1 protein-coding gene is annotated in these 533 nt (G+C 33.8%); it reads right to left on the bottom strand.

Going from position 1 to position 533, the window contains the following annotated elements:
- Positions 1 to 505, bottom strand: a 505-nt coding sequence (locus DIU01_RS04730) for an ABC transporter ATP-binding protein (RefSeq protein WP_290832093.1), incomplete at its 3' end; no start/stop codon positions are given.
- Positions 506 to 533: the final 28 nt, after the last annotated feature.

Genomic DNA, 533 nt, shown 5'->3' with positions numbered 1-533 from the left:
TTGGCTCATCGGCAAGAATGATTTTTGGATCATTAATTAATGCTCTTGCAACCGCGACACGTTGTTGTTGTCCGCCAGAAAGTTGTTGCGGATAATGTTTCAATCGATGTGAAATTCCAAGTCGTTCTGCAATTGCTTCAACTTTTTTCTTTCTTTCCGATGATGGAACGTTGTTGTAAATAAGAGGCAATTCGATATTATCATAAACAGAAAGTTCGTCAATAAGATTAAAATTTTGGAAGATGAACCCAATATTTTGTTTTCTAACTTTCGATTTTTCTTGCTCTTTTAAACCAATCATTTCCTGATTTAAAAGTTGATAATTCCCGCTAGACGCACCATCTAAAAGTCCAATGATATTTAAAAGTGTCGATTTTCCACTTCCTGATGCGCCCATAATGGTAACAAATTCGCCTTGATTGATTGTGATTGAAACTTCGTTAAGTGCTTTGGTTTCTACTTCTTCGGTTCTAAAAACTTTAGAAAGATTGTTGATTTGTATCATAATATTCGTTTTTTGATTGATGATTTTA

The organism is Flavobacterium sp. (assembly GCF_003525665.1).
Lineage (GTDB): Bacteria > Bacteroidota > Bacteroidia > Flavobacteriales > Flavobacteriaceae > Flavobacterium.
The sequence above is the reverse complement of the archived record's forward strand: the minus strand, read 5'-3'. Positions and strand labels throughout refer to the sequence as shown.